Genomic DNA, 26,646 nt, shown 5'->3' with positions numbered 1-26,646 from the left:
AGCCACCCCCCGGAGGGCGCGCGTCAGGTGAGGACGCGGAGGAGCGCGAGGTCGGCGTCGAGGACGACGGCGCCGCCGCGGGCGCCGGGTTCCAGGTGGCCGACGTCGGTGCGGCCGAGGAGCCGCGCGGGGGTCGCCGTGACCGCGTCGAGGGCGTCGGCGAGCTCCAGGCCCGCCTCGGTCACCGCGAACCGCAGGGCGCGGTCCAGGGTGAGGGTGCTCCCGGCGATCGACCCGCCGTCGGCGAGCCGGGCCACCCCGTCGACCACGTCGACGTCGAGGTCGCCCAACCGGTAGCGGCCGTCGGCCGACCCGGTCGCGGCCATGGCGTCGGTGACGAGCGCGACGCGCCCGCGGCCGGCGCGGCGGGCGGCCAGGGCGACGACGAGGGGGTGCAGGTGCACCCCGTCGGCGATGAGCTCGACGGTGACGCGGTCGTCGTCCAGCAGCGCGGGGACGGCGCCGGGTTCGCGGTGGTGGACGGGGGGCATGGCGTTGAACAGGTGCGTCGCCCACCGGGCGCCGGCGTCGACGGCGCGACGGGTGGTGTCGGCGTCGGCGCCGGTGTGCCCGATCGAGGCGATCGCCCCGGCGGCCGTGATCTGCTGCACCGCAGCCAGTCCCCCGGGCAGTTCGGGGGCGATGGTCACCATCCGCACGACCCCGGTGCGCAGGAACCGGTCGAGGTCGGCGGGGTCGGGATCGCGCAGCAACCCGGGGGCGTGGGCGCCGCGGTGGTCCGGGCTCAGCCACGGCCCCTCGAGGTGGACGCCGGCGAGCTCCCCGTCGGCGACGAGGTCGCCGAGGGCGTCCACGGTGGCGGCGAGTTCGTCGAGCGGGCCGGTGACGAGGCTCGCGACGAGCGTCGTCGTCCCGTGCGCGCGGTGGGCCGCGGTGACGGTGCGGGCGGCCGCGACCGCGTCGTCCCCGCGACCGCCGAAGCTGGCGCCCCCGCCGCCGTGGCAGTGCACGTCGACGAACCCGGGGACGACGTGGGCCCCCTCGACGGTCTGGTCGGCGTCCGGCACGGGGCCCGTCCCCACGGCCACGACCTCACGGCCGTCCAGCAGGGCCCAGCCCTCGGGCAGCACCCGGGAGCCGGTGTGGACGGTGCCCCGCGCCAGGACGGTCATCGGGTCTCGGTGACCTTGCGCAGCCCGCGCGGCGCGTCCGGGTCCAGCCCGCGCGCGACGGCCATCTCGAGCGCGAGCCGCTGCAGCGGAACGATCTGCACGACGGGCGCGAGCTCCTCCGGCATCCCGCCGGGCAGGGCGAGCCGGACGGTCGCGTCGGGCGCGAGGCCCTCGGGGGCGACGGCGCAGACGTCGGCGCCGCGGTCGCGCAGCGCGTCGAGCACGGGTGCCATGGCCTCCCCGCCGCGGCCCTGGGGCACGACGGCGATGACGGGACGGTCCGCGTCGACCATGGCGAGCGGGCCGTGCATGAGGTCGGCGGCCGAGAACGCCTGAGCCGACAGGTAGGAGGTCTCCATGAGCTTCAGCGCGGCCTCGCGCGCCGTCGGGTAGGAGTAGCCGCGGGCGGTCACGACGAGGCGGTCGACGAACCGGTAGCGGGCGGCGACGTCCGGCACGTCGGTGGCCGACACGGCCTGCTCGAGGAACCCGGGCAGGGCCTTGGCGGGCGCGAGGTCGCCACCGCGCCAGGTGGTCACGAGCAGCCAGAGGGTCAGCAGCTGGGCCGTGTAGCTCTTGGTCGCCGCGACGGCCAGCTCCGGACCGGCGTGCACGTCGAGGTGGTGCTCGGCGGCCTGCGCGAGCGGCGACGCGGGGTTGTTCGTCACGGCGAGCGTGATGGCCCCGGCGCGGCGGGCCGCGGCGGTCGACTCGACGAGGTCCGGGGAGCCGCCGGACTGGCTGATGCTGATCCAGAGCACGTCGCGCAGGTCGGGCGTGGCCTCGTAGACGGTGAGCGTCGAGGTGGACGTGAGCCCGCAGGGCAGGCCGAGCCCGATCTCCAGGAGGTACTTGGCGTAGAGCGCGGCGTGGTCGCTCGTGCCGCGGGCGGTCAGGAGGACGGCGCGCGGAGCCTTGTCCCGCAGGACGCCGGCGATGCGGGCGAGCTCACCGTCGGCGGCGGTGAGGATCCGGTCCGCGACGGCGGGCTGTTCGGCGATCTCGGAACGGACGAGGTGGCCACGGGCGGGGCTCAACGGGTCTCCAGACGGGGAGGTGGGGTTCCATGAAGGAAGTTGACACGACGGTAGCGCCCGACGAAAGTTCTCGCCAGACCCTGGACGGAGCCCTGTGACCGCACCCGACCCCGCCGCCCTGCGCGCCCACCTGCTCGCCGCCGTCCCCGCGGCGACGGCGTCGGGAGCCCGGGTGCTCACGGCCCTCCTGGAGGACCCCGTCGCGGCCGCCCAGCTCACGGTCACCGACCTCGCGGGCCGCACGGGCACGAGCGAGGCGACCGTCGTGCGGACGGCACGCTCCCTGGGGTTCGCCGGGTACCCGCAGCTGCGCCTGGCCCTCGCGGCGGCGGGTCCCGCTCCAGCCCCCGCCGCACTGCTGACCGAGTCCCCCGAGGACGCGCCCGACCTCGCCGGCGTCGTCGCGACGCTGACCGCCCTGGAGAGCGAGGCCCTGCACGCCACGGCCCGCACGCTCGACCTGACCGCCCTCGGCGCGGCGGCCGACGCCGTCCACGGCGCGCGCGCCGTCGACTGCTGGGGCATCGGCGCCTCGGGGCTGCTGGCCGCCGACTTCGACCACAAGGCCGTCCGCGCAGGTCTGCTCACGCGGCTGCGGACGGAGGGTCACGCGGCGCTCGTCAGTTCCGAGACCCTCGGCCCGGACGACACCGCGCTCGTCGTCAGCCACTCCGGCCGCACCCCCGACGTCGTCGCGGCGGCCGGCCGCGCCCGCGACCGGGGGGCCGTGGTCGTCGCCGTGACCAGTTCGGCGGGGTCCCCGCTGGGCGAGACGGCCGACCACGTCCTCGTCGCGACGGGACGCGAGACCGCCTACCGCGCAGGCGCGATGGCGAGCCGGGCCGCCACGGCGCTCGTCCTGGACTGCCTCTACGTCGCGGTCGTGCAACGCCTCGGGGACCGCGCCGGGGACGCGCTGCAGCGCACCTACCGGGCGGTGGAGGAACCCCGCTCGGTCGACGGCGGCCGACCGCGCCGCCGCCGGTAGGCCGTGCTCAGCGCGAACGCGTCCGAGAACCCCACCTCCGCGGCGATCGAGGCGAGCGTGCGGTCGCTGCGCCGCAGCAGGTCGGCGGCCAGGTCGAGGCGCAGGTCCGTCAGGTAGCGCTGCGGCGGACTGCCCACCACCTCGGCGAAGCGTCGCGCGAAGGTGGCCCTCGACACTCCCGCCCGCTCCGCGAGCGCCGCCACGGTCCACCGCTCGCCAGGCCGGGAGTGCAGCAGGTCCAGCACCGGACCGACGACCGGGTCGGCTGCGGCGCTGAGCAACCCGACGTCCCGCCGCCCGCGCAGGACGGTGAGGACCAGCAGGTCGACGAGCCGGTCGAGCACCGCGCGCTGCGCCGGTCCGTCCCGCAGGGACTCCTGCGCGAGCAGGGCCAGCAGTTCGTTGGGGGCCCCCCCGTCAGCACGGCCGGGAACCCGGCCAGGGCCCGACGACCCACCGGGTCCTGGGCGAGGTACGCGGCGTGGACGAGGAGCGTGGGGGCGTCGAGGGCGTCGCCGTAGCTGCGCGCTCCCGGCAACCGCCACCGGTCACCTGCCCGCTCGGGCGCCTCGTGGGGTTCCCGCGTGCGGCCCGGCCCGTCGACGACCGCGCCCGGCGCCGTACCCGCGGGGTCGGTCAGCTCGTGCGCTCCCCGGACCAGCGCGACGTCCCCCGGCCGCAGGGGGTGACCCGCGCACCGCGCCGCCCCGCGGACGAGCACGTGGACGACGAGCACGGCCGGGGTCTCGAACCGCAGGCCCCACGGCTCGCGCAGGTGGGACAGCGTGACGTCGGTGGCCGTCCCGGCGAACAGGTCACTGAGCACGGGTCGAGGCTAGGCGGTGACGAGACGCCGGGACATGCCTGCGAGCCGCACGAGCATGTCCAGCTGTCCAGCGGGAGGGGTTGACTGACACTGTGCTCATCGTCCTCTCCGGCCTGCCGGGCAGCGGGAAGACCTCCCTGGCCCGTGCCCTCGTCACCGCCGCCCGCGCCGTCCACGTGCGTCTCGACACGGTCGAGCAGGCGCTCGTCGACGCCGGCACCGCGACCCACCCGGTCGGCCCCGTCGGCCACCACGTCGCGCGGGCCGTCGCGGGTGACCTGCTGCGGCAGGGGCACCTCGTCGTCGCCGACGGGGTGAACCCGCTGCCCGTGACGCGGGAGCTGTGGTGGGACGTGGCGTGCGCGGCGGACCGGCCGTGGCTCGACGTGGAGGTCGTCTGCGGCGACCCCGCCCTGCACCGCCGTCGGGTGCAGGACCGGGTGGCGGACATCCCCGGCCACCCCGAACCCACGTGGGCGGACGTGGAACGCGTCGAGTTCACGCCCTGGACGACGGAGCGGGTGCGCGTCGACCTCGGCGAACTGACTGCCGCCGAGGCCGCCGCCGTGGTCCTGGCCCGCGCTCAGTCCTCCCAGACGACGCCGACCTTGCCTCCGACCCCGGAGTCGGCGACGGAGTAGGCCTCCGCCGCCTGCGCCAGCGGGAACCGGTGGGTCACGACCTTCTCCGGGTGCAGGCCCCAGCGCGCGAGGTTCTCGAGCAGTTCGCCCATCCGGACCGTCGAGGTCACCCAGGAGCCGTGCACCGTGAGCTGGCGGTGGATCAGGACCTCGCTGACGTCGACGGACAACTGCCCGCCCTCCCCCACGAGCGCCGCGCGCCCCCAGCGCCGGGTGTGCCGCAGCGCGGTGAGCTGGCCCCGCCCGTTCCCCGAGCAGTCGACGGACGCCTCGGCCCCGTCACCGAGAGCCGCGTCGAGTTCCTCGTCCGTGCCCGCGAGCGCCTCGTCGACCGCGCCGAGCTCGACGGCCAGCGCGCGCCGGTCCGGGCTGGGGTCGGTGCCGACGACGCGGGAGGCCCCCATGGCCTTCGCGAGCAACCCCGCCGCGAGCCCGACGGGGCCCAGCCCGACGACGAGCAGCCGGTCCCGGCCGGAGACGGCGAGCCGGCACAGCGCCTCGTACGCCGTCCCGAAACCGCACGCGACGCACGCGCCGTCGAGGAACGTCAACTCGTCGGGCAGCACGAGGAGGTCGCGCTCCTCGGCGAGCAGCAGGTCGGCGTGGCCCCCGTCGCGCTGCCAGCCGTAGGCCTTGCGGGTCGGTGCGGTGCAGCTGATCTGGTACCCGCGGCGGCAGTCGTCGCACTGGCCGCAGCCGCTGATGTGGTAGACGACGACGCGGTCGCCGACGGCGATGCGGTCCACCCCGGACCCGACGGCGACGACGCGGCCGGCGGGTTCGTGACCGCCGACGACGCCCTGGTAGGCCTCCGGGCCCTCCCCGAGGTGCTCGCGGTAGATGGCGCGCAGGTCCGACCCGCAGATCGTGGAGGCGCGGGTCGCGACGACGACCTGGCCGTGGCCGGGACTCGGGTCGGGCACCTCGCGCAGGTCGACCTCGCGGTTCCCTGGCAAGAACGCTGCGTGCACGGTGCGGACTCCTCGTCGAGTGTGGTGCGGGTGGTCGTGGCGCCCGAGCATGGCACGGGCGTCCCGGACGCGGTTCAGCGGACAGCGGCGTGCAGCAGGCTGTCCCGGCGTTCGCCGCGCACGACGACGTGCGAACGCAGCAGGCCCTCGCGCTGCATCCCGATCTCCTCCAGCACCCGGCGCGACCCGGAGTTCTCCGGCCGGCACGTCGCCTCGACCCGCGCCAGACCCGCCGGCCCGAACGCGAACTCCAGGACGGCGGCGGCCGCCTCGGTCGTGAGGCCGGAACCCCGCCGGTCCCGCCGTAGGACGTAGCCCAGTTCCCCGCGGGCGTTGCCCCGGCTCTGCACGGTCAGACCGACGGTCCCGACGAGGTCCCCGTCGAGGACGACCGCCCACGTCCACGCCTCCCGCTCACCACCCTGGCCGGCGGACGCCACGACGTCGGCGACGAACCGGCGGGTGTCCTCGGGCGAGTTCGGCCCCCACGTGACGAACCGGCAGACCGCGGAGTCACCCGCGTACCGGTGCACGGCCTCCTCGTCACCGGTCACGAACGCCCGCAGCCGCAACCGGGCCGTCGTCAGCGCCTGCACCCCACCAGTGCAGCGCAGCGTCCCCGTCGTCGTCCAGGCGTCAGCCGGGACCGAACTCCAGCAGGACCGTGCGGTGGCCGTCGTCCTCCCCCGTGGCCCCGGTGGGCACGAAACCCGCCCGCCGCCACGCCGCGAGCGCCCGGGGGTTCCCCTCGGCCGGGTCGGCCGTGACCGACGTCCACCCGCGCCGCAGGAGGTGCGTCGCCAGGAGCCGGGCCACGACGGGTCCGGTGCCGCGGCCCTGCTCGTCGGCCGCGAGGAACACGTCCACTCCCCCCGCGCCCGGACGCTCGGCGTCCTGCCACACCTGCACCACGCCGGCGGGTCGCCCCGCCACCTCGACGACGAAGACGGTGACGTCGGGTTCGCGCGCGCCGCAGTACTTCGCGAGGACCTCCTCGCGCGAGAGGGGACGTCCTCCCCACCACCGGTGCACGGCCGGGTCGGCGAGCCACCTGGTGATCGCGTCAGCGTCGGCGGGGGTGCTCGGCCGCAGCGCCACCGCTCCCGACCACGCGCGGCGCGGGACCGGTCGCCCGGGCAGGTCCAGCGCGCGGCGGACGTCGTGCACGTGGTGGAACGCGTCGTGCGCGTTGTTGCCGGCGACGTCGACGGCACGCTGCTCGCCGCGGGTGGCGTGGCGCAGCACGATCCCCCGCGCGAGAGCGTCCCGCAGGACCTCCCCCCACGCGGAGGCGCTGTGCCGCAAGGACCACAGCGCACCCTCCGCGGTGACCACGTCGTAGCCGCGGGCGCGGCCGAGGGCGTCGGGGTCGTAGGCGGCGACGAGGCGGTCCTCACCGGCGAGCGCCTCGGCGAGCCGCTCGGCCCACTGCCGCAGGTTGTCCCCGACGTGGGCGACGTACCCCGCGACCGTCCAGCCGTGGTCGGGGTGCCGGGTCGCGCCGTCCCGGCCGGCGAGGGCGTGCGCGAACTCCTCGGCGACGCCCTCGACGAACTGGACGGCCTCCTCGCCGGCGGGCCAGCTCCAGCCGCACTCGGTGCAGGGGTTCCCGTACCGGGCGACGCCCCAGGCCTCCGACGATGCGGGGTTCACGGCAGCGTGAGGACCACGGGCCCGTCGGTCGTCACGGCGACCGTGTGCTCCTCGTGCGCGCCGCGGCTGCCGTCGACGCTGCGCATCGTCCAGCCGTCCGGGTCGGTGCGGTAGGAGGAGTTCCCCCCGGCGGTGAACCAGGGTTCGATCGCGATGACGAGACCGGGTTTCAGCGTCAGCCCCCGCCCCGCCCGGCCGTCGTTGGGGACGGAGGGGTCCTCGTGCATGGTGCGGCCCACACCGTGGCCGCCGAACTCGGTGTTCACCCCGCAGCCGTGCGCGTGGCCGACGGCCCCGATGGCGGCGGAGATGTCGCCGATCCTGCCCCCGACCACGGCCGCGGCGATGCCGGCGGCCAGCGCCTCGCGGGTGGCGGCGACGAGGGCCTCGTCCTCGGGTCGCGGGGTGCCGACGCTGAACGTCGTGGCGGAGTCGCCCGCCCAACCGTCGAGGACCGCCCCGCAGTCGACGCTCAGCAGGTCCCCGTCGCGCAGGGCGTAGCGACCCGGGATGCCGTGCAGCACCGCGTCGTTGACGGAGGCGCAGATGACGCCGGGGAACGGGGAGTCCGCGAACCGCGGCTGGTAGCCGAGGAAGGGTGACGTCGCGCCGGCGCCGAAGACCACCTCGCGCGCCACGGCGTCCAGTTCGTCGAGCCGCACGCCGACCGCGGCGGCCTCGCGGACGGCGACGAGGGCCTGGCCGACGACGCGGCCGGCGGCGCGCATGGCCTCGACCTCGCCGGGTGTCTTGAGTTCCACCACGAAGACCTCCTGGGAAAGTTATCCCGGTATTAGTATCACGCCATGGTCCGTCCCCCCCTGCCCGACGAGGTGCGCGCCCGTGGCCGCCGCCTCGGCGAACTCCTGCGCACGGCGCGCGGCGACCGGACCATCCCCCAGGTGTCCGCGCTGTCCGGCGTCCCCGCCGAGACGCTGCGCAAGATCGAGGCGGGCCGGGTGCCCACGCCCGCGTTCTTCACGGTCGTCGCGCTCGCGACCGCCCTCGACCTGCCGCTCACCGAGGTCGTGGAGCACTGCACGCCACCGGTTCCCGCCGTCGAGGGCGTCGCGTGAGCACGCTCCCGGGACTGCTGACCGACCACGGCAGCAGGGACGCCGTCGCGACGGACCGCTCCGGCCACCGCCCGGCCACCCTGCCGGACGGCGTCGTGCGCGCCCGCGACGTGCAGGACGTCGTGGAGACCCTGCGCTGGGCGAGCGCCCACCGCGTCCCCGTCGTCACCCGCGGCGGCGGGTCGGGGCTGGCGGCCGGAGCGAGTGCCAGCGCCGGGGAGGTCGTCCTGGACCTGTCGGGCATGGACCGCATCCTCGACCTGCGGCCGCTGGACCAGGTGGCCGTCGTCGAACCCGGCGTCGTCACCTCCCACCTCGACGCGGCCGCCGCCGAGCACGGGTTGTTCTACGCGCCGGACCCGGCGAGCGCCGCGATCTCCACGATCGGCGGGAACATCGCCACCAACGCGGGCGGGTTGCGCTGCGCGAAGTACGGCGTGACGCGCGAGGCCGTCCTCGGTCTCGACCTCGTGCTCGCCGACGGCCGCCGGGTCTCGACGGGCCGGCAGACGGTCAAGGGCGTCGCCGGCTACGACCTCACCGGACTCGTCGTGGGGTCGGAGGGAACCCTCGCCGTGGTCGTCGGCGCGACGCTGCGGCTGCGCCCGAAACCCCTGGAGACGGCGACCCTCGCCGCGCACTTCGACGACGTCGTGGCCGCCGCGTCCGCCGCGGCGGCCATCACCGCGGCGCGCCTGCAGCCGGCCGTCCTCGAACTGGTCGACGCGGTGACGCTCGAGGCGGTCGACGCGGCGCGGGGTTCGGCGCTGCGCTCCCTCGGCGCGGCGGCGCTCGTCGTGCAGTGCGACGGCCGGGGCGCGCGGGCCGACATCGACGCCGTGGCCGAGGTCGTGGCCCCCTTCGCGACGTCGTGGCGCGCCACCACCGACCCCGTCGAGGCCGAGGAGCTCCTGGCCGCCCGGCGCGCGGGACTGCCCGCGCTCGAGGCCACGGGCGACGTGTTCATCGAGGACGTCGCGGTGCCGCGCTCGCAGCTCGCCGCCGCAGTCTCGGGGATCCAGGCGATCTCGGCGCGCACCGGCGTGCGCATCGCGACGATCGCGCACGCCGGCGACGGGAACCTGCACCCGATCGTCGTCGTCGAGCGCGGCGGCACGGTGACCGAAGGGCCCGCCTGGGAGGCGGCGTGCGCGGTGTTCGACCTGGCACTGGAACTCGGCGGGACCCTGACGGGCGAGCACGGCGTGGGCCTGCTCAAGCGGACGTGGCTGGCCCGCGAACTCGGGGAGGACTCCCTGGGGCTGCAACGCGGCATCAAGGCCGTGTTCGACCCGCTCGGGATCCTCAACCCCGGGAAGGGGATCTGAGCCGGGCGCTCCACGCCAGCATCGTCGGGATCCGGCTGAACCAGCGTTCGTGCTCGGCCCACTCCCCCTCAGGCCGCCCGTGCTGCGGCAGGGACGGCGGTTCGGCGAGCCCGGTCACGGCGAACCCCGCCGCGGCGAGTTCCGCGACGTACCAGGACAGCGGCCGGTGGTAGTGCCGGTGACCGCCGAACGCGGCGATCCACCGCTCCTCGTGGTCGAGGTACCCGCGCACGTGCCGCCGCCACGGCCGCGGCGCCTCCGGGCCGTCGACGTCGTGGCTGAAGTACGCCGGGTGCAGGAGGGAGGCGACGAACACCCCGCCCGGGGCGAGGGCGCGGGCGACGTCGGCGAACAGGGCCGAGAGCTCGGGCACGTCCATGACCACCATGTGCGCGACGACCGCGTCGAACTCCTCCGCCACCAGTCCTCCGGGCAGGCCCTGGACGAGGTCGGCCTCCAGGAAGCGCACCCCGGGGTGCTCCGTCCGCGCCCGGTCGAGGAGGGCGGCGCTCCCGTCGACACCGACGGCGTCCGCCCCGCGGGCGGCCAGCTCCCCCGCGAGCCAGCCGTGCCCGCAGCCGAGGTCGAGGACGCGGGCCCCGGGCAGGTCCGGCAGCTGCTCGTCGAGGAAGGGCCGCAGCCGCCGGTGGAAGCTGTCCCCGGCCGGTCCGATGGCGTCCGCGTAGGCGTCGGCGACGGCGTTCCAGCGGCTGATGTCGTCCTCGGCGCCCACGCCTGCGACGCTACCCCTGGACCCTGTGACCGCGTTGCATGTTCATGCAGTCGTGTGCATACTGTTCCGCATGTCCAAGGTGCTCACCTCCCTGCCCGCCGGCGAGCGCGTCGGCATCGCCTTCTCCGGCGGTCTCGACACCTCCGTCGCCGTCGCCTGGATGCGGGAGAAGGGCGCCGTGCCCTGCACCTACACCGCGGACATCGGCCAGTACGACGAGCCGGACATCGCCTCGGTCCCCGGTCGCGCCGAGGCCTACGGCGCCGAGCTGGCCCGCCTCGTCGACTGCCGCGCCGCCCTCGTCGAGGAGGGCCTGGCCGCCCTGACCTGCGGCGCGTTCCACATCCGCTCCGGCGGTCGCGCTTACTTCAACACCACGCCGCTGGGCCGCGCCGTCACCGGCACGCTCCTCGTGCGGGCGATGCTCGAGGACGACGTCCAGATCTGGGGCGACGGCTCGACCTACAAGGGCAACGACATCGAGCGGTTCTACCGCTACGGCCTGCTGGCCAACCCGGCCCTGCGCATCTACAAGCCGTGGCTCGACGCGGCGTTCGTCACCGAGCTCGGTGGCCGCAAGGAGATGTCGGAGTGGCTGCAGGCCCGCGACCTGCCGTACCGGGCGAGCACCGAGAAGGCCTACTCCACCGACGCGAACATCTGGGGCGCCACCCACGAGGCCAAGCGCCTCGAGCACCTCGACGTCGGCGTGGAACTCGTCGAGCCGATCATGGGCGTCCGGTTCTGGGACCCCGAGGCCGAGATCGCCCCCGAGGACGTCACCGTCGAGTTCGAGCAGGGCCGCCCCGTCCGCATCAACGGCGCGTCCTTCGACAGCGCGGTGGACCTCGTCCTGGAGGCCAACGCCATCGGCGGCCGCCACGGGCTCGGCATGTCCGACCAGATCGAGAACCGCATCATCGAGGCCAAGTCGCGCGGCATCTACGAGGCCCCGGGCATGGCGCTGCTCCACGCCGCCTACGAACGCCTCGTCAACGCGATCCACAACGAGGACACGGTCGCGAGCTACCACAACGAGGGCCGGCGCCTGGGCCGCCTCATGTACGAGGGCCGCTGGCTCGACCCGCAGTCCCTCATGCTCCGCGAGTCGCTGCAGCGCTGGGTCGGCAACGCCGTCACCGGGTCGGTCACGCTGCGCCTGCGCCGCGGGGAGGACTACTCGATCCTCGACACCGCGGGGCCGGCGTTCAGCTACCACCCGGACAAGCTGTCGATGGAACGCACCGAGGACTCCGCCTTCGGGCCCGTCGACCGCATCGGCCAGTTGACCATGCGCAACCTCGACATCGCCGACTCCCGCGCCAAGCTCGAGCAGTACACGGGCCTGGGCATGGTCGGCAACGCCCAGGTCAGCCTCATCGGCGCCCTGGAGTCCGGTGGGGCGCAGGCGATCGCGTCCCGCGGCGAGACGAGCGAGGACGAACTCCTCGACCGCGCGGCCATGGAGTCCGGGACCGACTGACCCGTCAGCCGACGCGGGCGGGTTCGGCGTCGCAGAGCCGGAGCAGTTCGGAGAAGCTCGTCGGGAACACCGCGTGCGGTGTTCCCGCCGCGGCCCACACGACGTCGTAGCGCAGCAGGTCGACGTCGACGACCGTGCGCAGGCGGCGGGGGTGCCCCACGGGCGACACCCCGCCGATGGGCTGACCGGTGGCGGCGCGGACCGCCGGCGCCTTGGGCCGGGTGAGTTCGGACGCGCCCAGGGCCGCGGCCGTCGCGTCGACGTCGACGCGGTGCCCGCCGCTGGTCAGGACGAGGACCGGGTCGCCGTCGGCGAGGAAGACCAGGCTGTTGGCGATGGCCCCGACCGGACAGCCGAGGGCCTGCGCGGCCTGGGCCGCCGTCCGGGCGGACGCGGCGAGTTCGACGACCTCCCCCGCGGCCCCCGCCTCGCGCAACGCGCGGGCCACGGCGACTGCGTTGCGGTGCACGGCTGCTCCTCCGCTCGGGGCTCGATCGCCGTCACTCGCCGTCGGGGTCCCCACCGGCCAGGATCCCGCTGCGCAGACCGATCGAGACCGCTTCGGCGCGGGACGATGCTCCGAGCTTGGCGAAGATGCGTGAGACGTGCACGCTGGCGGTCTTCTCGGCCATGAACAGCGCCTCCCCCACCTGCCGGTTGGTCCGGCCCGCCGCGAGGAGTTCCAGGACCTGCAGTTCCCGCGGCGTCAACGGTCCGCGACCCGGGAGCGGTGCGGGACCCGCCACGCGGGCCCGTCGCGCGAGGTCGTCGAGCACCGCGACCAAGGGCTTCGCGTGCAACCGCTCCGCCGTGCGCCGCGCCTCCTGCAGGACGGGCAGCGCGTCCTCCCGGCGACCGGCGGCGACGAGCGCCTCGGCCAGCCGCCACCGGGACCGGGCGCGTTCGGGGACGTTGCCGTAGCCGAACGCCTCGACGACCCGTTCCCACGCGCGGACCTGCTCGGCAGGCGGGGCACCGCGGAAACGGGCCGCCTCGGCGCCCAGCACGTCCGTCCACGCGCGCCCCTCGGGTCCGAGGACACCGGCCCGGGGCTGCCCCAGGGTGAGCAGCCCGGCCACCCGCTCCTGCACCCCGCGCACCAGGGCGTCGTCGCGCGATCCCGCGTCGGCCAGCGCCCCGACCGCCTGCGCACCGATGCGCAGTCCCAGGAGGTGCTGCGGGTGCTCGATCCCCGGGAAGCTGCCGAGCGCCTCCAGCAGCACCGACGCCGCACCCGCCGCGTCACCCCTCCCGCGCAGGACCTCCGCGCGGGCCGCGGCTGCGGGCAACCCCTCCTCCACGTCGTCGAACCAGTCCGGTTCCAGCACCGCCTCCGCCTCCTCGACGGCGCCGCGAGCGGCCAGCACCTCCGCGGCGACGATCCCGACCGGGAGGGCCGCGAGGACGGGGGCCTGCGGGCCGAGGGCCCGCGCCTGCGCCAGCGCCCGGTCGAACTCCCCGGTGACGAAGCTCGTCCGCGCCTGCAGGGCCAGGAGCGTGAGGCCGTAGGGGGACCACGACAGCCCCACCGTGGCCGCCCACGCGCACGAGGCGTCGAGCACCTGCGCGGCTCCCCGCAGATCGCCCCGGTCGTACCGGTCGGCGGCCAGGTTGTAGCGCGCGCGCAGCGAGGTGCCGAGGTGGCCGCCCGCCTCGGCGGTCGCGGCGGCGCGGGTGAAGAGCGCGTCGGCGTCGGCGAGGCGACCGGCGAGGTTGTCGAGACCGGCGAGGGTGATGAGCGCGTCCGCCTCGGCGGAGGCGAGGTCGTCGGCGCGGGCCAGGTCGAGGGCGAGCTGCGCCTGGGCCTGCGACTGCGCGAACCGGTCGAGCCCCAGCAGGCAGCGCGCGGCGACCGCGGCCGCCCAGGCCACCGCGTGCCGGGCCTGCGGGTCGTCGCCGCCGCGGGAGACGGCGAGCTGCGCCTGCGCGATGCCCTCCTCGAAGCGGTCGCACGCCCACAGCGCCGAGGCGCACTGCTGGTGCACCTCGGCCGCCTGGGCCGGGGCCGCGTCGGCGGGCAGGAGGCCGACGGCGTCGAGGGCGGTCAGCGCCGACCGGGCCACCTCCCCCGCGGACGCGGCCAGCCGGGACGCCCGCACGGTGACCGCGAGCAGGGTCGTCCCCGTGCGCTCCTGCGCGTCGGGAACGCTGCGCCACAACGGCAACGCCTCCTCCAGGTGCCGCCACGCCTGGCCCGGCGCCCGCAACCGTTCGGCCTCGTCCGCGGCCGCGAGACCGGCGACCAGCGCGCGCGGGAGGTCGTTGCTCTGGCGGGCGTGGTGGGCCAGCCGGGCCGCGGGAGCCAGCCCGTGGGCGGCGATGGCGTCGGCGTAGGCGGCGTGCCAGCGGACCCGTTCCCCGGGCAGCAGGTCGTCCAGGAGCGCCTCGTGGAGCAGGGCGTGCCGGAACGCGTAGCCCTCGTCACCGTCCGGTTCCAGCACGCGGAAGGCCACCGCGTCCCGCAGCCGCGCCTCCAGCTCGGGCGCGGGCAGCCCCGTGACCGCGGCGAGCAGGTCGTGCCGGACGCGACGCCCCCCGACGGCGGCGGTGCGGACGAGGTCGGACACCGGCGTCGGCAGGGTCTCCAACCGGGTCAGGACGACGTCGGCGAGCCCGCTGGGCAGCCGCCCGCCCCGTGCGGGCCCGGCGAGGAGCAGTTCCGCGGCGTAGTAGGCGTTGCCCTCCGAACGGCCGTGGATGCGCCGGACCGTCGCCGAGGGCAGGTCGCGACCGGCCAGGGCGCGCAGGAAGTGGGCGGTCTCCTCACCCGTGAAGGGCTCGAGCAGCACCCGCTGCACACCGGGCAGCCGGCCGAGTTCGCTCAGGACCGGTCGCAGGGGGTGCCGGCGGTGCAGGTCGTCGGTGCGGACGGTGGCCACGACGAGCAGCCGTTCGTCGCGCACGCGCCGCAGCAGGTAGGTCAGCAGGTCGCGGCTGGCCGCGTCGGCCCAGTGCAGGTCCTCGAGCACGAGCAGCACCGGCGCGGACCGGGCGGCCGCGACGAGCGCCGCCGCGACGGTGTCGAACAGCTGCAGCTGGGACAGGTCCACGGCCGCCTCACCGGGAGCGGCCGCGGACCAGAAGGCCGGCGCTGACCCGCTGCCCCGCAACGGTTCCAAGGCCTCCACGAAGGGCAGGTACGGCAGGGCCTCCCCGCCCCCGGAGGCGCAGTGGCCGAGCAGGACCGTGCCTCCCGCCGACCGGGCGTGCGCGACGAGCTCGGCGACCAGGCGGGACTTGCCCACGCCGGCGTCCGCCTCGACCAGCACACCGCCCGCCGTCCCCCGGGACGCGGCCGCGAGAGCCGCGTCGAGGGCGGCGAGCTCCTCGTCCCGCCCGACGAGGGCGGGGGCGGCGCCGGCGGGCGCAGGCGGCAGGACGGGCACGCTCGTCATCGTGGCACCGGGCCCCGACACGGCGCCGGTCCCGCCGGTCCGGGCGTTCAGCGGACCGCCGGGTGGTGCCGGACGCCCGTCCGCAGCCAAGGGCGAGTCCACCAGCGGGGACGTTCCGCCCCGGCCCCACGGGCGCGCCGCGCGGCGCGCAGCTCGCGCACCAGCCGCTCCCGTTCAGCCGCCGCCGTGGCCTCGGCGACGCGCAGCGCGAGCCCCTCGCGCAGTTCCCAGTCGATCGCGTAGGTGTTCCCGTGGATGCTCATGGCGTGTGTCATGGCGACGACGCTGCTGCTGAGGGGCGCGCCCGGGCATCGGGAGTTCACGCCGTTCCTCACAGCCCCACCCCTTACTCACGGAGCGTGACTGAGGGGAACAGGGCGTGAGAGCGTGTCGACCGGGCCGGTGGACTCCGGCCTCCCGCGCTGCGAGCGCCCCCTCCGCGCGCCACCATCGTCGGGTGGCCGTCTGGAAGTCCTTCATGGATCTCGTGCACCTCATCGGCGCCCTCGGCTGCCTCGTGCTCACCGGGGGTTTCGCCGCCGAGGGGGAGGCCGCGCGCGCAGTGTTCTACGGCCTGTGCTCCATGGCCTTCGCCGTCGCACTGGCCCGCCGCTGGCCCACCCACACCACCCGCCGGCCCGTGGTGATCGACCTGCGGGACGAGGCTCCCGCCCGGATGGCCCAGCGGCACTGACCTCCACCGGCGAGGGCCGGCACGCCCCTCGGTAGCGTCGCGCCATGGCCACCACCACGACCGCCACCGCCGTCCTCGACGAGGCCCACGTCGGCACGATGGACAACGTCGCCTACGTCGTCCGCTGCCGCGCCACCGGACGCCGGCTCCTCGTGGACGCGGCGGCCGAACCCGAGACGTTGCTGGCGCTGGTCGACGGCGAGCTCGACGTCGTCGTCACGACGCACCGCCACCACGACCACGTCGGGGCGCTCGCGGCCGTCGTCGAGGCCACCGGGGCGCGCACCGCTGCGGGGGCACTGGACGCCGACGAGCTGCCGCTGCCGGTGCAGCAGCGGCTCGAGCACGGGGACGTCCTGCGCGTGGGCGACGTCGTGCTGGAGGTCGTCCACCTGCGCGGTCACACGCCCGGGTCCGTCGCCCTGCTGCTGCGCGACGCCGACGGCCCCGACCACGTGTTCACGGGCGACTCGCTCTTCCCCGGCGGGGTCGGGAACACCTTCGGCAGCGCCGAGGCGTTCACCCAGCTCCTCGCCGACGTGACCGAGCGCCTGTTCGACGTCCTCGCCGACGACACCGTGGTCCACCCCGGCCACGGCGCGCCGACGACGATCGGCGCGGAGCGGCCGCACCTGGCCACCTGGCGCGAGCGCGGCTGGTGACCTCGGGGGGCCTCAGAGCACGACCGGGTCCTTCATGGCCAGCGACGGGTAGACCGTTCCGACCTTGGTGCCGCCCAGCCAGTCGGTGAGCCGCCGGGCCTCGACCTCCAGGGCCCTGCGCGCCCGCGCCGGCACGCGGTCGAGCAGGCGCAGGTGCACCCCACCGGCGGGGTCCTGGACCCAGCACCCGACGATCCGGCCGTCGACCCACACGGTGGTGCCGGCGTTGCCGTTGCGGTCGAACAGCTGCTCGCGGTGGGGTCCGAGGTAGAACTCCCGCGTCTTCCAGCCCATGACCGTCGGGTCGAGCACGGGCAGCAGCGCGACCCACGGGCCGGGGTCGGGGGCGACGTCGAGGTCGTCGGGCAGCAGCCAGCCCGTGCCCCCGCCGTCGAGGGTGACGGGTACCGCGTCCAGCTCGGCCAGGGCGGCGCGCACGATGCCCTTCGTCGCGCCGAGCCACCACACGACGTCGTCCTCGGTCCCCGGGCCGAACGCGACGAGCCAGCGCCGGACGAGTTCGCGCCAGCCGTCCGCCGCGTTCCACGGCACGGGCTCGGGGATCCAGTGCCGGGTCAGCGTCCAGCGCGGTCGCGACACCCGCCAGTGCCCCGTGTTCGTCCCGCGCACGACGTCGCCCGTGAGGCCGAGGTGCGTGAGGATCCGCGACGCCGACGAGGTGCCGGGGCTGACCGACACCGTCCCGTCGAGCACCGGCACGGCTTCGCGGACGGCCTGAGCGGTCAGGCCGTCCGGGTGCCGGGCGAGGAGCGCGAGCACCTCGCCACGCGCCGCGTCGACCCAGGCGCCGCAGTCCGCGACCCCGCACTTCGCGGCCTCCTTGGCCATGGCGGCCCGCTCGGTGGCCGCCACCCGCGCCGACGCGCTCGGCAGGACGGCGGGCAGCAGGTCGCGCGGGAGCACGAACAGCGTGCGGCGCATGCCGAGCTGCTTGACCAGCGAGCGGTCGACCTCCAGGGCCCGCACGACGTCAACGACCTCGAGCTGCGACACCCGCGCCCGGCACGACAGGTGGACGGTGGCGGGCTCGGTGGCGTGCAGCACCCCGACGGCACGGGTGGCCGCCTCCGGGGTTGCGGCGCGGTGGCCGGGGGCGAGGGCGTGCCGGACGGCGAGACGGGCCCGGCGTTCGTCGTCGCTCACGTGGCGCACCGGGCCATCGTGGCAGCCGGGTGCCCTCGTCAGCACCCGCCGTCAGTGCCGGTCGTGCAGCGTGATCCGGTAGCCGTCGGGGTCGGCGAAGGTGAAGGTCCGCCCGAACGGGCCGTCGACCGGGGCCGCGACGACCGTGTGGCCGTCGACGACGAGGGCGTCGTGGATCTCCTGGACGTCCGTGGCGTGCAACCAGACCGCGGTCCCCGCCCCCGGGTGGTCCCCCGCCGAGGGGTCGGTCCCGGGCACGACGTCGCGCAGGGCGAACGCGATGGGCGTCGTGGAGAACACGACGGCGTGCGGCGGGCCCGCCGGCGAGCGGACGAGCCCGAGGTACTGCTCGTAGAACGCCTGCGACGCCGCGAGGTCGCGCACCTGCAGGGAGACGAAGTCGGGACCGGTGACGGGCACGGGAGAACCTCCGGGGAGTTGGTGTGTCAGGGAGCTGACACAGATGAGTGTGTCAGAATCCTGACATGAGTCAAGAGGGCATCGACCTCGGGACGTCGCTCGGCTACCTGCTCAAGCAGGCCTCCAGCGCGTTGCGCGTGGCGATGGAGGACGCGCTCCGGCCCTTGGGCCTCACCGTCACCCAGTACTCCTGCCTCGAACTGCTCGCCCAACGCCCGGGGCTGTCCGGGTCGGACCTGGCCCGCGGGACGTTCCTCACGCGGCAGTCGGTGAACACCCTGCTGCAGCAGCTCGAACGCGACGGCGACGTGCAGCGGCCGGCCGCACCGACCGTCGGGAAGGTGCTGCCCGCCACGCTCACCCCCCAGGGCCGGCGGCGCCTGACGGCTGCCTCGGCGGCCGTGCGGGAGGTCGAACGACGGATGCTCGAGGAGCTGAGCGAGCGCGAGCAGCGGCAGGCGTTCTCGCTGCTCGACCGCATGACGCGCTCGCTCCGACCGCCCCCCACCCCCTGACCACGTCAGCCGCCCGCGTACAGGTCGACGTGGTTGCCGGACGGGTCGGCGACCGTGCTCGACCGCGGTTTCCACGACTGGTCCACCGGCGCGGCGACCTGGACGCCGCCCGCGGCCAGGGCCCGGGCGTGGGCCGCGTCGACGTCCGGCACCGTCAGTCCGAACTTCACCGGTCCCCCGGCCCAGGGGTGCGTCGCCGGGTGCGCGACGGTGAGCAGGAAGAAGTCGTCGTCGGGGTAGCGGCCGAACTGCAGGGAGCCGATCTCGGGTTGCCAGACGGCGTCGAAGGCGTCGCAGTAGAACGCGACGCAGGTGTCGAGGTCGTCGGCGACGACGGTGACCTGGCTGATGCGGACAGCGGACACGGGCAGTCCCTCCTGGAGGTAGCGGTCGATGGTGCCGAGCCGGGCTCGCGCCTCGTCCACCGAGGCGCGCAGCCGGTCGCGGTGCTCACGCAGGACGGCCTCAGGACCCTCGGCCACGGCCCGCCGCAACCCGTCCACGGGCACGCCGAGGCGCCGCAGCAGGGCGACGGTGCGGCCCGCGCGGACCTGCCCGAGGTCGTAGCGTCGGTACCCCGTCGCCACGTCGACGTCGGCGGGCACGAGGACCCCGACGTCGGCGTAGTGCCGCAGGGAGGTGACCGACAGCCCGGTCACCAACGAGAAGGTCCCGATCGTGAGCACGCGGCCAGTCTCGAGTCTCGGGTCGCCCGAGGGTCGAGACGCGGAGCGGGGATGGGAACCTGGGTCCATGGGACTGGGCGGCGGGCCGGGCGAGTACGCCGACTACGAGTGGTTCCGCCTCGAGGACGTGCCCGCCGCCGAGGTGGTGCGTACCGGGCCGGACCCGTTGAGCGACGCCCTGCGCGAGCTCGTCGCGGGGTACCCCGTGTGGGCCGGGCAGGGCGCCACGCGCGTGCTCCTCGTCGACCTCGACAACCTGCGGGCGGGCCCGGCCCGCCTGCGGGCGCGGCTGGCGGTGGTCCTGGACCTGGCCCGGCAGGCCGACCGGGTCTCCCTGGCCGGACAGGTCGGGGCCGTCGCGCGCTCCCGGCCGTGGCTGGAGGAGTTCGCCGACCGCGCTCAGCCTGTCCCCGACGGCGCCGACGTCGCGGACCTCGCGCTGCTCGCCGCCGCCCGCAAGGTGCCGGACCCGGTCGAGTTCGTCGTCGTCAGCAACGACGGCATCTTCGCCGACCTCGCCGAGCGCGGGGACCTCACCCTGCTCTCGCCGGGGACGAGCGCCCTGAGCGACCGGCTGTACGGGGCGGCGAGCCTGCTCGTCGACCTGGCCGCCCTCGAGGCCGAGGCCGCCGCGAGCCTCGTCCGGCGCTGACGTCGTGGCCCGGGGACACGAGTGCAGATCGTGCCGGTGCGACCCCGCGCCTCCCCGGGGCATCCGCGGCCTGCCCGGCGACGAGTCCGACCTGAGCGACCGCGCCGACCCCTGAGGGCGGTTCAGTCCAGCGCCATCCCCCGCCGTTCGGGCAGCAGGAAGCTCGCGGAGGCCGCGGCGGCGAAGGCGACCCCGAAGACGACGAACACCAGGGCCGTCCCACCCCCCGAGGACAGGAACGGCACCGACAGCGGAGCGAGGATGGACGCGATGCGCCCGAACCCGGCCGCAGCCCCGGTGCCCCGGCCGCGGACGCTGGTCGGGTACACCTCCGGGGTCACGGCGTACAGCGCCCCCCACGCCCCGAGGTTGCAGAACGACAACGCGGCCCCAGCGGCGAGGACCGCCCCCGGGCTGTCCGCCGCGGCGTAGGCGAGGGCGGACAGGGCCGATCCGACGAGGAACGCCGACAACGTCCGCCGCCGGCCCCACGCCTCGACGAGGACGGCCGCCACGGCGTAGCCGGGCAGCTGCGCCAGCGTGATGAGCAGAGTGAACTCCAGCGAGCGGACGAGGGTGAAACCGTCCGCCACGAGCAGGCTCGGAATCCAGGTGAACGCGCCGTAGTAGCTGAAGTTCACGAAGAACCAGACGAGCCACAGGCCGGCCGTGCGGCGGCGCAGGCCGTCCGACCAGATCCCCTGCGTGGCAGGGGCGGGAAGGTCCGGGACGAGCGGGACGTCCGAGCTGCGGCCGGCGGCCGCCTCGAACTGCGCGACGACGCGCTCCGCCTCCTGCGTCCGTCCGCGCGCCAGCAGGAACCGCACGGACTCCGGCAGTCCCCACCGCACGACGACCGCGTACAGCGCGGGTACCGCACCCAGGGCCAGCGCCCACCGCCAGCCGTCGTCGGAGGCGGGCACGAGCCAGAACCCGACCAGGGCGGCCAGCGTCCAGCCGACGGCCCAGAAAGCCTCGAGCACCACCACGACCCGGCCGCGGATCCGCCGCGGGGCGAACTCGCTGACGAGGGTGGAGGCGACCGGGAGTTCCGCGCCGAGGCCCAGCCCGACGAGGAACCGGAACACCAGCAGGGCAAGCAACGACCACGACAGCGCCGCGGCCCCCGTCGCCAGGCCGTAGACGACGAGGGTGATCGCGAACACCTGCCGCCGGCCGATCCGGTCGGCCAGCAGCCCGCCGAGCGTCGCCCCTAGCGCCATCCCGGCGAAACCCACCGACGCGATCCACGACTGCTCGGTGGCGCTGAGGTCCCACTGCACCTTCAGCGCCACGAGCACGTAGGCGACGAGGCCGACGTCGAAGGCGTCGAGCGCCCATCCGACCCCGGAGCCCAGCAGCAACCGGCGGTGCCGCGCGGTGAACGGCAGCGCGTCGAGGCGCTCGGAGACGGTGGCGGGCTGGCTCACAGGAGGAGCCTAGATCGTGGCGACGGACCCCGAGTCCACGCGGTAGTTGCTGCCGTTGACGAAGCTCGCGCGCTCAGAGGCGAGGAACGCGATGACGGCGGCGACCTCCTCGGGTTCCCCGCGCCGCTTGAGCTCCATGAACGGGCGCTCCTCGTCGAGGAAGCTGGTGATGGCCTCCTCGACGCCGACGCCGAGTTCGGAGGACCGCTTCTCCATCATCTTGTCGGTCATCGGCGTCGCGATGAAGGCGGGCGACACGGCGTTGACGAGGATCCCCTCGCTGCCGTAGGTCTTCGACAACCCCTTGACGAGGCTGAGGACGGCGGCCTTCGCGGCGCAGTACGGCAGTTCGTCGGCGTAGGGCTGGACGGCGTCCTCGGAGGCGAGCAGCACGATGCGGCCCCACCCCTTGCCGCGCATGCCGTCGAGGAACGTGCGGACGACGCGGACGGCGGAGAAGAAGTCGATCTCCAGCGTCGAGCGCCAGCCGTCCTCGTCGATCTCGTGGAACAGGCCCTGGGCGCCGGTGACGCCGGCGGCGTGGACGAGGACGTCGGGGTCACCGATGCCGGCGACGACCTCGCGGTGCAGCCGGGCGACGTCGTCGGGGTCGGTGAGGTCGGCGGCGACGGCCAGCACCTCACCGGGGAGCTTCGCCGCGGCAGCGCGCAACGACTCCTCGTCCACGTCGGTGATCGCGACCTTCGCCCCCTCTTCGAGGAGCAGACGCGCTGTGTGCCAGCCGATCCCGGAATCGCCGCCCGTGACCAGGGCCGTGCGTCCCGTGAGTTCGAGATCCATGACGCTCACGCTAGGCACGCCTCAGCGGCACCGCTCGGCGAAACTCAGCGGGGTGCGCGCCGCCACACCGGACGCGGGGTGACGGTCATGGCCGCGGCGAGCGCGCGCAACGAGCCGGGGACCCACACCACCCCGCGCCCGGCGGCCAGACCGGACGCGACGGCGTCGGCCACCTGGGCGGGCGTGCTCGACAGCGGGGCGGGCGACATGCCCGCCGTCATCCGGCCCACGACGAACCCCGGCCGGACGAGCAGCAGCCGCACCCCACTGCCGTGCAGCGCGTCGGCGAGACCGGAGGCGAAACCGTCCAGACCGGCCTTGGCGGAGCCGTACACGTAGTTCGCCCGCCGCACCCGCGCCCCGGCGATGGAGGAGAACACCACCAGGCGCCCACCGCGCACCGGGCGCAACAGCGTGGCGAGGTGGGACAGGACGCTGACCTGGGCGACGAAGTCCGTGTGCACGACGGCGAGCGCGTGCGCGACGTCGACCTCCGCGCGGGCCTGGTCGCCGAGGATCCCGAACGCGACGACCACGTCCAGCGCACCGTGCCGGGCGACGAGGTCGGCCAGCAGCGGACCGTGCGAGGGCAGGTCGTCGGCGTCGAACTCCGCCGTCTCGACGGTGGCGCCCAGGGCCTCCAGCCGGGACGACTCCGCCGTCAGCTCCCCGGCCCGGCGCGCCGCCAGGACGACCGTGCGGGCGCCCGCGCGGACGAGCCGATCGGCCACCTCCAGACCGATCTCGCTGCGCCCGCCGAGGACGAGGACCGGGTTGCTCCCGGGGGTCACCATCAGATCCAGCCGCCTTCCGCACGACGGCGCCAGCCCTGTGCCGGGTCGTCGAGCCCAGCTTCCCGGACGCGGGGCCCCGGCAGTGGTCAGGCCCTGCGCAGGCGCGTCGCGAGGTGGACCTTGCTCCCGTTCCGGCTGCGCACCGCGCTGCTCCACCCGTCGGGCTCGCGGCGCACGACGTGCCGGACGGTCGAGGGCAGGTGCAGGGGGGAGCCGAAGTCCACCTCGTACCGCGCCGCGCCGAGGGCCGGGCCGCCGAGGTCGGCCAGGGCCCGCGAGGCGGTCCACATCCCGTGCGCGATGGCCCGGCGGAACCCGAACGCCCGTGCGGTGAGCGGGGAGACGTGGACGGGGTTCACGTCGCCGCTCACCGCGCCGTAGCGGCGGCCGAGGTCCGCCGGGACGCGCCAGACCGTGCCCTCGCCTGCGGGCGCGTCGAGCCGGGCGGCGTCGCGCGGGATCCCCGGCCAGTCCACGCCCCGGGCGAGGTAGCTGCTCCGCCCCGTCCAGACGGGGGCGCGCTCCCCGGCGACGGTGAGTTCGGTGCGCAGTTCGACGGTCGCCCCGCGGCGGTGCGGGAGCATCCCCACCGCGCGCACGGACAGGTCGAACCGTTCGCCGACGTCGAGGGCGCGGGTCTGCTCGAACTCCTGCTGCACGTGCAGCACACCGACGACGGAGAACGGGAACGGCTCGCGGACCATGAGGTCCACCTGCAGGCCGAACGCGACGACCTGGGGGAAGGGCAGCGCGACCTCGTCGCGCACGGGGAACCCCGTGAGACGGCAGAACTCCGTCAACCGGTCGACGTCGAACCGCTGGTCCCGCAGCACGATCCGGGTGCGCGGGAAGTCCAGCCGCCGGGTCGGCCGACGCAGCAGGGACCGGGCGTAGAGCGCCGGGAAGGACGGCGGCGCGGCGAGTTCGCGGGTGTGCATCACGCCCCCAGCAGGTTCTGGCCGCAGACGCGCAGCACCTGGCCGTCGACGCCCGCCGCATCGGGCTGCGCGAGCCACCCGATCGTCTCGGCCACGTCGACGGGCAGCCCGCCCTGCTGCAGGCTCGACGTGCGGCGCCCCAGTTCGCGGGGGACGGGCGGCATCGCGGCCGTCATCGGCGTCTCGATGAACCCGGGAGCCACGGCGTTGACGGCGAAACCCCGCTCGGACAGCGGACCCGCGAGCGCCTGGACGAGCCCGATGAGCCCCGCCTTGCTCGTCGCGTAGTTCGTCTGGCCCTTCGCCCCCGCGATCCCGTTCATCGACGACAGGCACACGAACCGCGCCCCCGGCGCGAGGGCGCCGGGGTGGTCCAGGAGGGCGGTGGTGAGGCGGACCGGCGCGCCCAGGTTCACGGCGAGGACGGAACCCCACGCGGCCTCGTCGAGGTTCACGAACGACCGGTCGCGCGTGATGCCGGCGTTGTGCACGACGACGTCGGCGCCCTCGAACCGGCCGGCGAGGTGCTCGGCGAGGGTCCGCGGCGCACTGTCGGCCGTGACGTCCAGGTGCAGCGTGGACCCGCCGACGCGGTTGGCGACGGCCGCCAGCTTCTCCCCCGACGCGGCGATGTCGACGCAGACGACGTGGTGACCCGTGCGGGCCAGCACCTCGGCGGTCGCGGCGCCGATGCCCTGTGCCGCACCGGTGACGACGGCGACGCGCTGGTCCCGCACGGGCTGCGGCTCGCCGGGGCCGACGACGAGCGGCTGCCCGTCGACGTAGGCGGAGCGGGCCGAGCAGAAGAACTGCACGGCGCTGCGCAGGGACGTCGTCGTGCCGTCGGCGACGCGCAGGAGGTTCACGGTCGTGCCGCCGCGGGCCTCCTTGCCGAGGCTGCGGACGAATCCCTCCAGGCCCTGCTGGACGGCACGGGCCTCGGGGTCCCCCACCTCCGGCGGGACCGCGGACAGCACGAGGACCCGGCCCCGGGTGCGCTTGAAGTCCGGAGCGGTGGCCAGGAGTTCGCCGAGCTGGTCGACGGTGCGCAGCCCGGACGCGTCCACGACGAGGGCGCCGAGGGGTCCTGTCCCCACGTCGAGGTCCGCCCCGGCGGCCCGCAGGGCGTCCCGGACGGCGTCGACGTGGGCGGCGCCGCTCAGGCCGGTGACCAGGGCGGGCCCCGTCAGCAGGTCCTGGCCCTCCTCGTACCGGCGCAGCCGCGGCGGACGGGGCAGGCCCGTGCGGGCGGCGAGGAACTTCCCCGGCCCGGTGCGGACGAAGGCTCCGTACGGGTCACCCGCCAGCGGGCCGGCCATCACGCCTCCACCAGCGCGACGATGCCCTGACCGCCCGCGGCGCAGACGGAGATGAGGGCCCGGCCGCCGCCGCGCTCGTGCAGCAGCTTCGCCGTCGTCGCCAGCAGGCGTCCGCCCGTCGCGGCGAAGGGGTGGCCAGTGGCCAGCGACGACCCGGCGACGTTGAGCTTCTCGCGCGGGACGGTGCCCAGCCCCTTGCCCTCCCACGCGGCGAGCGTGGCGAGGACCGTCGAGGCGAACGCCTCGTGCACCTCGACGAGGTCGAGGTCGGCCAGCGTCAGTCCGTGCCGTGCGAGCAGCCGCGGGGCCGCCTCGACGGGCGCGGTGAGCAGTCCCTCCCCGTGGACGTGGTCGACGGCCGCGGTCTCGGCGTCCACGAGGTGGGCCAGGACCGGCAGGCGGCGCCGCGCGGCCCACTCGTCCGAGGCCAGCAGGACGGCGGCGGCCCCGTCAGTGAGCGGCGTCGAGTTCCCCGCCGTCATCGTCGCCTCGCCGTCGAGGTCGCGCCCGAACACCGGTTTCAGCGCGGCCAGCTTCTCCAGCGTGGTGTCCGGCCGCAACAGGTCGTCCCGGCGCACTCCGAGGTAGGGCGTCAGCAGGTCGTCGAAGAAGCCACGCTCGTAGGCCGCGGCGAGGTTGCGGTGGCTGGCGAGGGCCAGTTCGTCCTGGGCCGCGCGGGTCACGCCGGACGCCAGGGCGGTGCGGGCGGCGTGCTCGCCCATCGACAAGCCCGTGCGCGCCTCGGCGTTGCGCGGGGGGTCCGGGCGCAGCTGCCCGGGCCGCAGCTTGGAGACCGCGGCGAGCCGCTGCCCGACGGTGCGGGCGCGGGACAGCTCCAGCAGCACGCGGCGCAGGCCGTCGTCGACGGCGATGGGCGCGTCGCTCGCGGAGTCGGTGCCGCCGGCGATGCCGACCTCGATCTGCCCGAGGGCGATCTTGTTGGCGACGAGGACGGCCGTCTCCAGGCCCGTCGCGCAGGCCTGCTGCACGTCGTAGGTCGGGGTGGCGGGGTCCAGCGCGGTGGACAGGACGGCCTCGCGCGTGAGGTTGAGGTCACGGCTGTGCTTGAGGACAGCCCCCGCGACGACCTCCCCCAGGCGCTCGCCGGCCAGGCCGTAGCGGGCGACGAGGCCATCGAGCGCGGCCACGAGGAGGTCCTGCGCCGAGACGTGGGCGTACCGCCGTCCGGCGCGGACGAACGGTGTGCGGTTGCCTCCGACGATCGCGGCTCTGCGTGTCACGTGGTCCCCCGTGCGGTCCGAGTGGGCGAAGTTCTCCGAAGTTAACAGGTACTCGGGGTACCCGAT

General features: G+C 75.5%; 29 protein-coding genes and 1 pseudogene. 9 read left to right on the top strand and 21 right to left on the bottom strand.

Features of this window, described 5'->3' with window-relative positions; genetic code table 11:
- Positions 1 to 23: 23 nt before the first annotated feature.
- Together nagA and ACFEMC_RS03155 are read right to left on the bottom strand one after the other, a co-directional pair.
- Positions 24 to 1,133, bottom strand: a complete 1,110-nt coding sequence (nagA, locus tag ACFEMC_RS03160; RefSeq protein ID WP_380173533.1) for an N-acetylglucosamine-6-phosphate deacetylase — start codon at positions 1,131 to 1,133, stop codon at positions 24 to 26.
- Positions 1,130 to 2,170, bottom strand: a complete 1,041-nt coding sequence (locus tag ACFEMC_RS03155; RefSeq protein WP_380173531.1) for an SIS domain-containing protein — start codon at positions 2,168 to 2,170, stop codon at positions 1,130 to 1,132. The genes nagA and ACFEMC_RS03155 overlap by 4 nt, the downstream gene beginning before the upstream one ends.
- 94 nt (positions 2,171 to 2,264) lie before the next feature.
- Here ACFEMC_RS03155 and ACFEMC_RS03150 point away from each other — a divergent pair, with 94 nt between their 5' ends.
- Entirely contained in the window at positions 2,265 to 3,158 is an 894-nt protein-coding gene (locus tag ACFEMC_RS03150; protein WP_380173529.1) for a MurR/RpiR family transcriptional regulator, read from the top strand.
- Here ACFEMC_RS03150 and ACFEMC_RS03145 read toward each other — a convergent pair.
- Both ACFEMC_RS03145 and ACFEMC_RS03140 read right to left on the bottom strand, forming a co-directional pair.
- Positions 3,098 to 3,703, bottom strand: a complete 606-nt coding sequence (locus ACFEMC_RS03145) for a helix-turn-helix domain-containing protein (RefSeq protein WP_380173527.1) — start codon at positions 3,701 to 3,703, stop codon at positions 3,098 to 3,100. The two genes, ACFEMC_RS03150 and ACFEMC_RS03145, sit on opposite strands and share 61 nt — an antisense overlap.
- Positions 3,586 to 3,984: pseudogene (locus ACFEMC_RS03140) on the bottom strand (cupin domain-containing protein); the annotation flags it as partial. The gene ACFEMC_RS03145 and the pseudogene ACFEMC_RS03140, both read right to left, overlap by 118 nt.
- A 92-nt stretch (positions 3,985 to 4,076) precedes the next feature.
- On the opposite strand from ACFEMC_RS03140, the gene ACFEMC_RS03135 reads away from it, so the two are divergent.
- On the top strand, positions 4,077 to 4,625 hold the full coding sequence (locus tag ACFEMC_RS03135) for an AAA family ATPase (RefSeq protein ID WP_380173525.1): 549 nt from the start codon (positions 4,077 to 4,079) through the stop codon (positions 4,623 to 4,625).
- Here ACFEMC_RS03135 and ACFEMC_RS03130 read toward each other — a convergent pair.
- The 4 genes from ACFEMC_RS03130 to map form a co-directional block, all read right to left on the bottom strand.
- A complete protein-coding gene (locus ACFEMC_RS03130) occupies positions 4,568 to 5,596 on the bottom strand; it encodes a zinc-binding dehydrogenase (RefSeq protein ID WP_380173523.1) in 1,029 nt (342 codons plus the stop codon). The genes ACFEMC_RS03135 and ACFEMC_RS03130 overlap by 58 nt on opposite strands.
- 74 nt (positions 5,597 to 5,670) lie before the next feature.
- Complete coding sequence (locus ACFEMC_RS03125) at positions 5,671 to 6,192, bottom strand: GNAT family N-acetyltransferase (protein ID WP_380173521.1); 522 nt, start codon at positions 6,190 to 6,192, stop codon at positions 5,671 to 5,673.
- Between the two features lie 40 nt (positions 6,193 to 6,232).
- Positions 6,233 to 7,249, bottom strand: coding sequence for a GNAT family N-acetyltransferase (locus tag ACFEMC_RS03120; RefSeq protein WP_380173519.1), 1,017 nt, complete (start codon positions 7,247 to 7,249; stop codon positions 6,233 to 6,235).
- Entirely contained in the window at positions 7,246 to 8,013 is a 768-nt protein-coding gene (map, locus tag ACFEMC_RS03115) for a type I methionyl aminopeptidase (protein WP_380173516.1), read from the bottom strand. The genes ACFEMC_RS03120 and map overlap by 4 nt, the downstream gene beginning before the upstream one ends.
- 42 nt (positions 8,014 to 8,055) lie before the next feature.
- Here map and ACFEMC_RS03110 point away from each other — a divergent pair, with 42 nt between their 5' ends.
- Positions 8,056 to 8,325, top strand: coding sequence for a helix-turn-helix domain-containing protein (locus ACFEMC_RS03110; protein ID WP_380173514.1), 270 nt, complete (start codon positions 8,056 to 8,058; stop codon positions 8,323 to 8,325).
- Complete coding sequence (locus ACFEMC_RS03105) at positions 8,322 to 9,653, top strand: FAD-binding oxidoreductase (protein ID WP_380173512.1); 1,332 nt, start codon at positions 8,322 to 8,324, stop codon at positions 9,651 to 9,653. The genes ACFEMC_RS03110 and ACFEMC_RS03105 overlap by 4 nt, the downstream gene beginning before the upstream one ends.
- Here ACFEMC_RS03105 and ACFEMC_RS03100 read toward each other — a convergent pair.
- Entirely contained in the window at positions 9,631 to 10,386 is a 756-nt protein-coding gene (locus tag ACFEMC_RS03100; protein WP_380173510.1) for a class I SAM-dependent methyltransferase, read from the bottom strand. The two genes, ACFEMC_RS03105 and ACFEMC_RS03100, sit on opposite strands and share 23 nt — an antisense overlap.
- Positions 10,387 to 10,456: 70 nt before the next feature.
- Here ACFEMC_RS03100 and argG point away from each other — a divergent pair, with 70 nt between their 5' ends.
- On the top strand, positions 10,457 to 11,869 hold the full coding sequence (argG, locus tag ACFEMC_RS03095; protein ID WP_380173508.1) for an argininosuccinate synthase: 1,413 nt from the start codon (positions 10,457 to 10,459) through the stop codon (positions 11,867 to 11,869).
- A 4-nt stretch (positions 11,870 to 11,873) separates the two neighbouring features.
- Here argG and ACFEMC_RS03090 read toward each other — a convergent pair whose 3' ends face one another.
- The 3 genes from ACFEMC_RS03090 to ACFEMC_RS03080 are packed head-to-tail and all read right to left on the bottom strand — an operon-like array spanning position 11,874 to position 15,539.
- On the bottom strand, positions 11,874 to 12,338 hold the full coding sequence (locus tag ACFEMC_RS03090) for a YbaK/EbsC family protein (protein ID WP_380173506.1): 465 nt from the start codon (positions 12,336 to 12,338) through the stop codon (positions 11,874 to 11,876).
- Between the two features lie 31 nt (positions 12,339 to 12,369).
- Complete coding sequence (locus ACFEMC_RS03085; protein ID WP_380173504.1) at positions 12,370 to 15,264, bottom strand: AAA family ATPase; 2,895 nt, start codon at positions 15,262 to 15,264, stop codon at positions 12,370 to 12,372.
- A 47-nt stretch (positions 15,265 to 15,311) separates the two neighbouring features.
- The gene (locus ACFEMC_RS03080; RefSeq protein ID WP_380173502.1) at positions 15,312 to 15,539 is read right to left on the bottom strand and encodes a hypothetical protein; all 228 of its coding nucleotides are present in this window, start codon (positions 15,537 to 15,539) and stop codon (positions 15,312 to 15,314) included.
- A gap of 182 nt (positions 15,540 to 15,721) precedes the next feature.
- Here ACFEMC_RS03080 and ACFEMC_RS03075 point away from each other — a divergent pair, with 182 nt between their 5' ends.
- Both ACFEMC_RS03075 and ACFEMC_RS03070 read left to right on the top strand, forming a co-directional pair.
- Complete coding sequence (locus tag ACFEMC_RS03075) at positions 15,722 to 15,958, top strand: hypothetical protein (protein WP_380173500.1); 237 nt, start codon at positions 15,722 to 15,724, stop codon at positions 15,956 to 15,958.
- A gap of 44 nt (positions 15,959 to 16,002) precedes the next feature.
- Positions 16,003 to 16,620 (top strand): MBL fold metallo-hydrolase, encoded by a 618-nt coding sequence (locus ACFEMC_RS03070; protein WP_380173498.1) that lies wholly within the window; start codon positions 16,003 to 16,005, stop codon positions 16,618 to 16,620.
- 12 nt (positions 16,621 to 16,632) lie between these two features.
- Here the strand turns inward: ACFEMC_RS03070 and ACFEMC_RS03065 are convergent, their stop codons facing one another.
- Both ACFEMC_RS03065 and ACFEMC_RS03060 read right to left on the bottom strand, forming a co-directional pair.
- The gene (locus ACFEMC_RS03065; protein WP_380173496.1) at positions 16,633 to 17,793 is read right to left on the bottom strand and encodes a winged helix DNA-binding domain-containing protein; all 1,161 of its coding nucleotides are present in this window, start codon (positions 17,791 to 17,793) and stop codon (positions 16,633 to 16,635) included.
- A gap of 42 nt (positions 17,794 to 17,835) precedes the next feature.
- Complete coding sequence (locus tag ACFEMC_RS03060; RefSeq protein ID WP_380173494.1) at positions 17,836 to 18,204, bottom strand: VOC family protein; 369 nt, start codon at positions 18,202 to 18,204, stop codon at positions 17,836 to 17,838.
- Between the two features lie 65 nt (positions 18,205 to 18,269).
- Between ACFEMC_RS03060 and ACFEMC_RS03055 the strand changes: the two genes are divergently transcribed.
- Positions 18,270 to 18,719, top strand: a complete 450-nt coding sequence (locus ACFEMC_RS03055; protein WP_380173492.1) for a MarR family winged helix-turn-helix transcriptional regulator — start codon at positions 18,270 to 18,272, stop codon at positions 18,717 to 18,719.
- A 5-nt stretch (positions 18,720 to 18,724) separates the two neighbouring features.
- On the opposite strand, the gene ACFEMC_RS03050 is transcribed toward ACFEMC_RS03055, so the two are convergent.
- On the bottom strand, positions 18,725 to 19,405 hold the full coding sequence (locus ACFEMC_RS03050) for a VOC family protein (protein ID WP_380173490.1): 681 nt from the start codon (positions 19,403 to 19,405) through the stop codon (positions 18,725 to 18,727).
- A gap of 67 nt (positions 19,406 to 19,472) precedes the next feature.
- Here ACFEMC_RS03050 and ACFEMC_RS03045 point away from each other — a divergent pair, with 67 nt between their 5' ends.
- Positions 19,473 to 20,057: a hypothetical protein gene (locus tag ACFEMC_RS03045; RefSeq protein WP_380173488.1), complete on the top strand. Its 585-nt coding sequence runs from the start codon at positions 19,473 to 19,475 to the stop codon at positions 20,055 to 20,057.
- Positions 20,058 to 20,179: 122 nt separating this feature from the next.
- Here the strand turns inward: ACFEMC_RS03045 and ACFEMC_RS03040 are convergent, their stop codons facing one another.
- The 6 genes from ACFEMC_RS03040 to ACFEMC_RS03015 all read right to left on the bottom strand — a co-directional run bounded on the left by ACFEMC_RS03040 (position 20,180) and on the right by ACFEMC_RS03015 (position 26,580).
- Positions 20,180 to 21,487 carry an MFS transporter gene (locus tag ACFEMC_RS03040; protein WP_380173486.1) on the bottom strand — a complete coding sequence of 436 codons (1,308 nt, stop codon included), beginning with the start codon at positions 21,485 to 21,487 and terminating at the stop codon, positions 20,180 to 20,182.
- Between the two features lie 9 nt (positions 21,488 to 21,496).
- Complete coding sequence (locus ACFEMC_RS03035) at positions 21,497 to 22,288, bottom strand: SDR family NAD(P)-dependent oxidoreductase (RefSeq protein WP_380173483.1); 792 nt, start codon at positions 22,286 to 22,288, stop codon at positions 21,497 to 21,499.
- Positions 22,289 to 22,332: 44 nt separating this feature from the next.
- A complete protein-coding gene (locus tag ACFEMC_RS03030; protein ID WP_380173481.1) occupies positions 22,333 to 23,082 on the bottom strand; it encodes an SDR family NAD(P)-dependent oxidoreductase in 750 nt (249 codons plus the stop codon).
- Positions 23,083 to 23,168: 86 nt separating this feature from the next.
- Positions 23,169 to 24,020 (bottom strand): MaoC family dehydratase, encoded by an 852-nt coding sequence (locus tag ACFEMC_RS03025; RefSeq protein WP_380176566.1) that lies wholly within the window; start codon positions 24,018 to 24,020, stop codon positions 23,169 to 23,171.
- A complete protein-coding gene (locus ACFEMC_RS03020) occupies positions 24,020 to 25,339 on the bottom strand; it encodes a 3-oxoacyl-ACP reductase (protein WP_380173479.1) in 1,320 nt (439 codons plus the stop codon). Before ACFEMC_RS03020 ends, ACFEMC_RS03025 begins: the two co-directional genes overlap by 1 nt.
- On the bottom strand, positions 25,339 to 26,580 hold the full coding sequence (locus ACFEMC_RS03015) for an acetyl-CoA C-acetyltransferase (RefSeq protein WP_380173477.1): 1,242 nt from the start codon (positions 26,578 to 26,580) through the stop codon (positions 25,339 to 25,341). The genes ACFEMC_RS03020 and ACFEMC_RS03015 overlap by 1 nt, the downstream gene beginning before the upstream one ends.
- Positions 26,581 to 26,646 lie beyond the last annotated feature (66 nt).

The organism is Kineococcus sp. DHX-1 (assembly GCF_042473625.1).
Taxonomy (GTDB): domain Bacteria; phylum Actinomycetota; class Actinomycetes; order Actinomycetales; family Kineococcaceae; genus Kineococcus.
Note: the sequence above shows the minus strand (reverse complement) of the source record. Positions and strands in the feature narration are given on the sequence as shown.

Coding starts and splice junctions, on each gene's coding strand:
- nagA (WP_380173533.1), bottom strand. CDS start 1,133: ATGACCGTCCTGGCGCGGGGCACCGTCCACACCGGCTCCCGGGTGCTG.
- ACFEMC_RS03110 (WP_380173514.1), top strand. CDS start 8,056: ATGGTCCGTCCCCCCCTGCCCGACGAGGTGCGCGCCCGTGGCCGCCGC.
- argG (WP_380173508.1), top strand. CDS start 10,457: ATGTCCAAGGTGCTCACCTCCCTGCCCGCCGGCGAGCGCGTCGGCATC.
- ACFEMC_RS03085 (WP_380173504.1), bottom strand. CDS start 15,264: ATGACGAGCGTGCCCGTCCTGCCGCCTGCGCCCGCCGGCGCCGCCCCC.
- ACFEMC_RS03080 (WP_380173502.1), bottom strand. CDS start 15,539: ATGACACACGCCATGAGCATCCACGGGAACACCTACGCGATCGACTGG.
- ACFEMC_RS03070 (WP_380173498.1), top strand. CDS start 16,003: ATGGCCACCACCACGACCGCCACCGCCGTCCTCGACGAGGCCCACGTC.
- ACFEMC_RS03055 (WP_380173492.1), top strand. CDS start 18,270: ATGAGTCAAGAGGGCATCGACCTCGGGACGTCGCTCGGCTACCTGCTC.
- ACFEMC_RS03045 (WP_380173488.1), top strand. CDS start 19,473: ATGGGACTGGGCGGCGGGCCGGGCGAGTACGCCGACTACGAGTGGTTC.
- ACFEMC_RS03035 (WP_380173483.1), bottom strand. CDS start 22,288: ATGGATCTCGAACTCACGGGACGCACGGCCCTGGTCACGGGCGGCGAT.
- ACFEMC_RS03030 (WP_380173481.1), bottom strand. CDS start 23,082: ATGGTGACCCCCGGGAGCAACCCGGTCCTCGTCCTCGGCGGGCGCAGC.
- ACFEMC_RS03025 (WP_380176566.1), bottom strand. CDS start 24,020: ATGCACACCCGCGAACTCGCCGCGCCGCCGTCCTTCCCGGCGCTCTAC.
- ACFEMC_RS03020 (WP_380173479.1), bottom strand. CDS start 25,339: ATGGCCGGCCCGCTGGCGGGTGACCCGTACGGAGCCTTCGTCCGCACC.